The following is a 7,070-nucleotide window of genomic DNA, read 5'->3' as shown; positions in this document are numbered from 1 at the left end:
TAGAGCAGCGGCAGCACCTCACTGATCTTCGGGGACTTGCGGCACCACGGCGGCAGGATCGCCGAGCTGAACCGCTTGCGCTCGCCCGTTGTCTCGTCGACGCGCTTGTCGTTCACCCGCGGCGCCTTCACCTCCACCACGCCGGCCGTCGTGGTCACTTTGCGCGGCTGGTGGTAGCCATTTCGCACGACCAGGCGGTGGCCCTTCTCGTCTCGCTGATCAGCCAACTCGGCTATGTAAGCGTTGACTTCAGCCTCCAACGCGGCGGCCAGCATCNGCCGTGCACCCNCGCGGACGATCTCGTCGATCAGAGAGGAGCCGTNGGCGGTGGTGCCGTCGGCGTTCACTACGCTGAGCACGGGCGTGCCTTCCCGACCCGCGCGGCAACGCGGGCCTACTCGATACCAGTCAATCGATCACTCGGGAAGGTACGCCCTTCGCGTGCGCCCTCCCGAGCCGATCCACAGGTAATGAGCATTGCTCGGCCCTGGGATACCCGCAGCACACGCGGGCGGACACGACCTTGCGGGCCTGGTCCTGGACATCGCCATCAGCGCACTGATGAACAAGTGCTCACGCACCAGCGGCGGGCAGGACATCCCATCAGCGATCAACTCTCCCAGCCACCTGGCAAGGGCACGATCTGTCAGGAGGACTCGAAACGGTCCCGTGAGGCTGAGTGCTCACTCGCCGGTGGTTACCAGGCGCCGAGTCTGCCGCACGGGCCGACCCGGCAACTCTCATTAGATGAGGAGACATGGCGCAGTTCCGTAGTCAGGACGCGCGCCATGTGTTGGTAGCCGTCGGCGTTCGGGTGGATTCCGTCGTGCAGCAGGTGCGCGTGGTCGGGGCCGAGCACGGTGCGCCCGTCGACCAGATGCAGGTCGGCGTCACCGTGGTCTCGGAGGATGTCGACGGCCCGGTGCACCTCGGCGCGCAGGTCGGCGAGCGTCAGATCCGCGCCGCCGGTCTTGTTCTCCCGCGATGGGGATGCGAGGGGCGACATGACGACGAGCGGCACGCCCGGATGCCCGTCCCGCAGGGTGCTGAGGAAGCCCAGTACGGCCGGCAGGAAGGATCGGCTGTTGAAGGAGCCGTTGCCGTAGACATTGATGCCCAGACACGTGACGATCAGGTCGGCGGGCCGGTCGCGCAGGACGCGTGCCACCATGGGATCCAGGTGGCACTGCCCGGCCAGTCCCAGGCACGTCAGGTCCGCGCCGAACTCCTCGGCCACCAGGGCGGGCCAGGTCCGGGTCGGCGAGGCTGCGTCGCGGCAGTGCGTGATCGAGCTGCCGTACACCAGCAGACGCGGGCGCCGCCGCTGGGTCGGGCTCCACAGGTGGGCGTGTAAGTCGACGACGAGGCCCGTGAGCCACAGGTTTCCGTACTGGGGCAACCACAGCTCCACCGTCTTACGTCCCGCCGGCAGTCCCGGGAACCGGAACAGTCCGTCACTCCCTACACAGGTCGAGATCGCCGGCCCGCCGTCGACCACCAGATCGAGCGGCGCGAGGTCGGGGTCGACGGGCGCGACTACCCGGCCCGCGACTGTGGTGCCGTCGGTGTCGAACACGATCCGCACGCCTGCGCACATCGCGGCGCGGCTCCGCAGCGCCTCGGTCGGGAAAAGACCGATCCGGCTGTGCGGCAGCCGCCAGGGGCGGGAGCCATGAGGGGTGTGCTCCACCTCGATCGCACCCTCCCATGTCAGAACCTCGTGGTCGGGGGGGACGTGCCGGCCTTCGCCGGGGAGTGTCATGGGCGTCTCCTGTCGTGCTGCGGTCCCCACGGACGGCACCGGTCTCCCCCGTCAGGTGGTGGGAGACCGATGCCGACCGCCAGTGAGGGGTCAGTCAGGGCCTATTGAGCATCGGCCCCGATGTTGGGTGTGCCAGGGATGGTGGCGCCGTAGTAGTCCACGCCCCCGTTGCCGGACACCGGCGCACCCTTGTGCAGTGCCGGGGAGCCGGACTTGAGGGTGTACGCCTGCGGGCAGGGCTGGGGGCCCTTGCCGGAGGCCGGCGTCCACGTGCAGGTGTTGCCGCCGCCGGGCGAGGTGAACAGCGGGTCACCCCAGACGCCGTTCGACTCCTTGCCCGCGGCCTTCCAGGCCGCGAAGTCGGAGTAGGTAGTGTCTCCCCAGCGCCAGCCGCCGGTGTTCGACGGGCCGTAGTAGAGGTTGTTCGAGAGCTTCATGCCGGTCTGGCCGTACGGGTTGTAGTAGAGCTGCCCGGCCTTGCCGTTGGCGCCCTTGTTGGCCATGTGGCAGATGTTGTTCTTGATCTGCGAACCACTGGCCCAGGTGCCCTCCTTGTAGCCGAAGTAGAAGCATGCGCTGGCGCCTGATCTGACGTTGTTGCGCTGGTCCTTGTCGGTGAAGAAGGAGTTGCCGTAGATGGACAACGGCTTCTTCGGGGAATGCACCACGCCGAACAGACCGCCCTGGGCATACGCCCAGTCATCGTTCTCCGAGATGTTGTAGCGGAAGGTGTTCGGGCCCCACACCTGCGAGTTCACGGTGGAGGTGAAGGCCAGCAGCCCGTTACCCCCGTTGTCGTGCGTGTAGTTGTACTCCACCACCGAGTTGGTGGTGCCGCCGTCGAGGTCGATGCCGTCGAAGTCGCAGCCGGCCGTGTAATCGGGCACCGGCTGCACCCTGTACACCTCGTTGTAGCGAACGGTGATGTCGTTCGCCTCGTAGGTCATGATGCCGCTGGCGCCGCCGCACGAGGTCGCGTTGGCCCCGATGTCGTGGACGACGTTGTGCTGGATGACGGCGCCGTCCCAGCCGCCCGCGGTCAGCCCTGCTCCCACGGTCTTGGGCAGCATGCCGATGTTGTAGACGGTGTTGCCCTCAACCCGGACGTTGGTGATGTTGACGCCCGAGCTCCAGCCGTAGATGCCGGGACCAGCCTTCGAGGTCACTTTGTCACCGTGCAGCTTGTTGCCCAGGATCTGCACATCGTCCAACGGCCCGGTGTGCCCGTTCGTCGCGTATCCGAGGACCATGATCTGGCCGCCGAAAGAACTCCCGCTGCCTTCTGGCTGGACGAATCCAGAGATATCCGAGTTGGTGACCTTCAGGCCCTTCGTCGGCGTCGACGACGTCCTGTTCTGCAGCAGCACGCCGGCTGCGGTCGTGCCGCCGTTGACCAGCTTCATGTTGTGCAGCTGGAAGCCGCTGACGTTATCCATCTTGACGGCCGCGGAGAAGTCCCCGGTGCAGTTGGACTTGAGGGTGGCCTGACCGGTCCCGTACGAGGTCACCTTGAACGGCGTCGACGCCGATGAGACGGGCACATTCTTCTCACCGAAGGAAAGACATCCCGTGATCGTCTGGCCGCCCTGGAACGCCACGGTGCTCCCTTGCGGGAACGTGAAGCCATTGACCTTCTCGGTCGACTTCCACGCCTGGTCAGGCGACGTGCCGGAGTTGCTGTCGCTTCCGTTCGGCGAAATGTAGTACGTGGTGGCGGCGGCATCCGCCGTGCCGGTGGCGGCACCCGCCAACCCCAGGCCCAGCAGCCCGGACGTCGCCAGACCTGCCCATATCTTCTTTCTCGTGCTTGCGCTCATGCTTCTCCTTTTCGTGGATGAGGCACGTGCTTGAAGGAACTGTTCGGTGCGTCACTCCCTTCGATCCGTGTACAGGGCCGCCGCGTGGTCCTCGCGGCTGCTGACCGCTGTTCGGGCGGCCAGGGTCAGGTGCGCGCGCGGCTGCCACTTCAGTTCGACCACCTCGCCGCGCTCGTTGACGGACACCGGTGTGACGGGCGGCGGACTCTCGGCCGGCAGCAGGCTGACCGCGCCCGCGGCGTAGGCACGGCCGACCGACGACAGGTCCGTCTCCACAGGCCGGACGGAGTCGAGGAGGTCGACGTCGACCCGGAGCAGCTCGCCGTCCGCGCGCAGCCGTCCGACAGGCGTCCGCGTGCCGAACGCCGCCGCGACGGGCCGGATCCAGACGACCGCGCCGCCGCTGCGCACCGCCACGGTGGCGCCCAGGGGATACCGGTCCCCCGTCTGCGCCGGCCTCCCCTCGATCTCGACACTCGCGTCCGAACCGGCGAACAGCTCGAAGGACACCCGCAGCGACTGCAGCTCGATCTTCTGTCCGGCCTCGATCACGTCCCTGTGGACGTGCCAGTCGCCTCCCGGACTCGCCAGTCCGACGTGCCAGAGCGCATGCGGACCGTCCTGTACGGCGCTGAACGCTCCCGAGACGAAGTCACGCCCGTCCTTGGTCATCCGGATGCGGACCCGGCGGACCGGTTGCGCCCATGGCTGTTCGCCGGGGCCGGACCAGTAGCCCAGCAGATTGCGGCGCTGAGCCCACATGTCGGCGTGGTTGACCGTTCCGAGCGTCGTCGCGCCGTCCAGCCAGGTCGTCCCGGTGCGATCCGGGCTGCCCAGCTCGAAGCGCTCCACCAGTTCGGTTACGTGTGCCGTTTCGGTCAGTGCCGCCACCGCATCCGGCGGCGCCTGGGGCCGCAGGATTGCCGTGGCCACCAGCCCGAGCTGGGCCTCTGGCTCTGTCGGCGCCGGGAGCCCGTCGAACGGCGCCCGGTACCCGGTGGCCTTGGCAAGGAACGCCGGCAGCGAGTTCCGCCGGGTCAGTTCGTCGGCGTAGGCGCGGGACATCGGTCCCGACAACTGGCCGGTGGGCCGGTGCCAGCGCCGGACGAGGTGCCGCCACAGCAGGTCGACCAGACCCGTGGCTGCTGCGGCGGCCTCGCCATCGGATATCAACTGGCTGATCGCGGTCATCGCGGTGCAGGTGACCTGCCAGTACGTCGGGCTGTTGTACTCGGCGAAGCTGCCGGAGGCCGCGGTCGTGGCGGTGAGGCGTCGCATCCTTTCGCGGCCGTACCGGATGAGTTCGTCGCTGCCCAGCACCTGGCCGGCGCCGAGCGTCACGAACATGCCTTTCACCGCGATGTTGGTGTACTCCATCGAGACGTTGCGGCGGATGATCGCTTCGGCGGCCCGCTCCACTGCGACGCGCAGCCGGTGACGCAGGCCGAGCGGCAGGTGGTGTTCGTGCCGGAACAGGATCAGAAGCAGCTCCTGGCCCAGGAAGTCGGCCCAGTTCAGGTCGGGGCGCCGCATCGCCAGGAGTGGTTCTTCGGCAACGTAGCCCCATACGCCGAAGGTCTCCGAGGCCGGATCGGCGTCCTGTCCCGCAACCACTCGTTCGAGGATCGGCACTGCCGCCCCGGTGTCGCCGGATTCGAGGAGCGCCAGGGCGTAGGTGGTGCTCTCCCGGTACGGGTGGACCAGGCCGGAGTTGATGGCGGTGTGCACGGGGTTGGCCGACGCGGGGATGCGCAGCAGGTGTTCCTGCGCGTCGAAGTAGCTGTCTCCGGCAGCGCGCGCGGCGGCGATCAGACGCCGGTCGGCGTGGGCGTGGCTCGCCGTCATGCCAACTGCTTCTGGTATTCGTCGCGGATCTTGTCGCCCGCCTTGCTCTTCCAGTCCTTGACCGCGTCGGTGAAGGCGCTGAGCTTTTCGCGGCCCATGGCCACGTCCGTGATGGCGTCCTGAACCTTCTGCTGGATGTCGGCTGAGGAGTTGGCGGTCTCCGAGTACAGGCCCAGTGCCGCGTCCACGACGCGGTGCGGGGCGACCTCCCTCTGCCAGGCGTGCTCCTGGCGCAGCCAGCCGGGGTGCTTGCCGCTGTAGAGAGTGCGTTGGCTGGCGCCGCTGAGATAGCCCTGGTTGACGACCTCCTTGGTGCCCTGGTCGGTCAGGACCGGCTGTCCGTTCTTACGGGTATGGTCCTCACCTTCCACACCGAACTGGACCAGCAGGTACTCCTCACTGCCGAACGGGGCGGCGTAGAAGTCGAGCAGCCGCAGGCACTCCTTGACCTTGTCCTCGCTCGCCTTCTTGATGAGCGTGACACCGTACGAGCCGCTGCCGCAGAACTGACCCGCCTTCTTGCCCGGCGCGGAGAAGATCGGCATCGCGGCGATCTGGGACGGGGCCAGGCCCTGGACGTTGACCGACTGCTGCCATCCCGCCAGGTAGCCGTCGAACATCACGATCTGGCCCCCCTGGAAGTAGGTGGTCTGCTGGGAGCCGGTGAGGCTCGCCGACTGCGGGTGGAAGTGGCCCGCCGCGCGCAGTTTCGCCACGTATTCGAGGGCGGCGGTGAACTCGTCGGTCTCCCAGTCGCGGACGAGTGTGCCGTCGGGCTTCTTGCCCCAGTTGTTCGGTGCGCCGAAGGCGGCGGAGAAGCGCGTGATGCCGAACGTGCCGTAGGAGCCTGCGAGCGCCCAGCGGTGCCGCTTGGCGTCGGTCACTTCCTTGCACAGGGCCTCGAAGTCCTCGGTCGTCTTCACGTCGGTGAAGTCCACGCCGGCCTGCTTGATGAGGTCGGTGCGAGCCTGCACGATGTTCCACAGCAGCGGGCGCTCGATGGGCACGCCCCACATCCGCCCGAACAAGCGGGCGTTGCGCCACGTCGAGGTCGGGATACTCGCGAGGTTCGGGTAGTCCTTGATACTGGCGCCGGAGAGGTGGTCGGACAGGTCGGCGAACCGGCCCTTGAGCAGCAAGTCCAGGCGGGGCTGGTCGAACCACTGCACCAGCACCAGGTCGGTGAGGTCGTTACCCGCGAGGAGGGCGCCCATCTTGACGCTGTACTCGCTGGACGGCACGGTATTGATCTTCAACTCGCCGCCGAGGCGCTCGTTGATCGCCTGGGCGTAGGCGTTGTTGTCCAGCGATGGCGGGGGCGGTGCGAGGGTGGGGACCGTGGCCGTGATCCGGCCGCCCGAAAGCGGCTTCCCCTGCACCGACCGGATCAGCTTCTCCGGCATTGAGTAGAAGGCGTCCTGGATGCCTTGGGCGGGATCGCCGACGAGGTCGGGCTTGATGCCGCCGACGGAGCGGTACTTCGGGAGTGGCACATTCCTGGCGTTCGTGCTCGCGCTGCCACTGCCGTCGCTGCAGGCACCGAGAGCCAGCGTGGCGCTGCCGAACAGGGCACCTCTGAGCGCGGTACGACGGGACACCTGCCCGCCGGTGAATGGTGCTGTCATGGTTTCCTCCGTGCGAGTTCG

General features: G+C 67.7%; 5 protein-coding genes. All 5 read right to left on the bottom strand.

The window, feature by feature from the left end; genetic code table 11:
• Positions 1-359 (bottom strand): transposase (locus B124_RS33465; protein WP_496506781.1); only part of this gene is annotated, 359 nt, incomplete at its 3' end.
• A gap of 338 nt (positions 360-697) precedes the next feature.
• A complete protein-coding gene (locus B124_RS33460) occupies positions 698-1,762 on the bottom strand; it encodes a GDSL-type esterase/lipase family protein (protein ID WP_496506780.1) in 1,065 nt (354 codons plus the stop codon).
• 101 nt (positions 1,763-1,863) lie between these two features.
• Positions 1,864-3,579, bottom strand: coding sequence for a right-handed parallel beta-helix repeat-containing protein (locus tag B124_RS33455; protein ID WP_496506779.1), 1,716 nt, complete (start codon positions 3,577-3,579; stop codon positions 1,864-1,866).
• Between the two features lie 51 nt (positions 3,580-3,630).
• Positions 3,631-5,424, bottom strand: a complete 1,794-nt coding sequence (locus B124_RS33450; protein ID WP_496506778.1) for a DUF8769 domain-containing protein — start codon at positions 5,422-5,424, stop codon at positions 3,631-3,633.
• On the bottom strand, positions 5,421-7,049 hold the full coding sequence (locus B124_RS33445; RefSeq protein ID WP_496506777.1) for an extracellular solute-binding protein: 1,629 nt from the start codon (positions 7,047-7,049) through the stop codon (positions 5,421-5,423). Before B124_RS33445 ends, B124_RS33450 begins: the two co-directional genes overlap by 4 nt.
• Positions 7,050-7,070 lie beyond the last annotated feature (21 nt).

It is taken from the genome of Streptomyces sp. CNP082 (assembly GCF_059570535.1).
This window is presented reverse-complemented; position numbering and strand designations above follow the sequence as displayed.

Excerpts from the sequence above, each read along its gene's own strand:
- B124_RS33460 (WP_496506780.1), bottom strand. The coding sequence starts at position 1,762 with ATGACACTCCCCGGCGAAGGCCGGCACGTCCCCCCCGACCACGAGGTT.
- B124_RS33455 (WP_496506779.1), bottom strand. The coding sequence starts at position 3,579 with ATGAGCGCAAGCACGAGAAAGAAGATATGGGCAGGTCTGGCGACGTCC.
- B124_RS33450 (WP_496506778.1), bottom strand. The coding sequence starts at position 5,424 with ATGACGGCGAGCCACGCCCACGCCGACCGGCGTCTGATCGCCGCCGCG.
- B124_RS33445 (WP_496506777.1), bottom strand. The coding sequence starts at position 7,049 with ATGACAGCACCATTCACCGGCGGGCAGGTGTCCCGTCGTACCGCGCTC.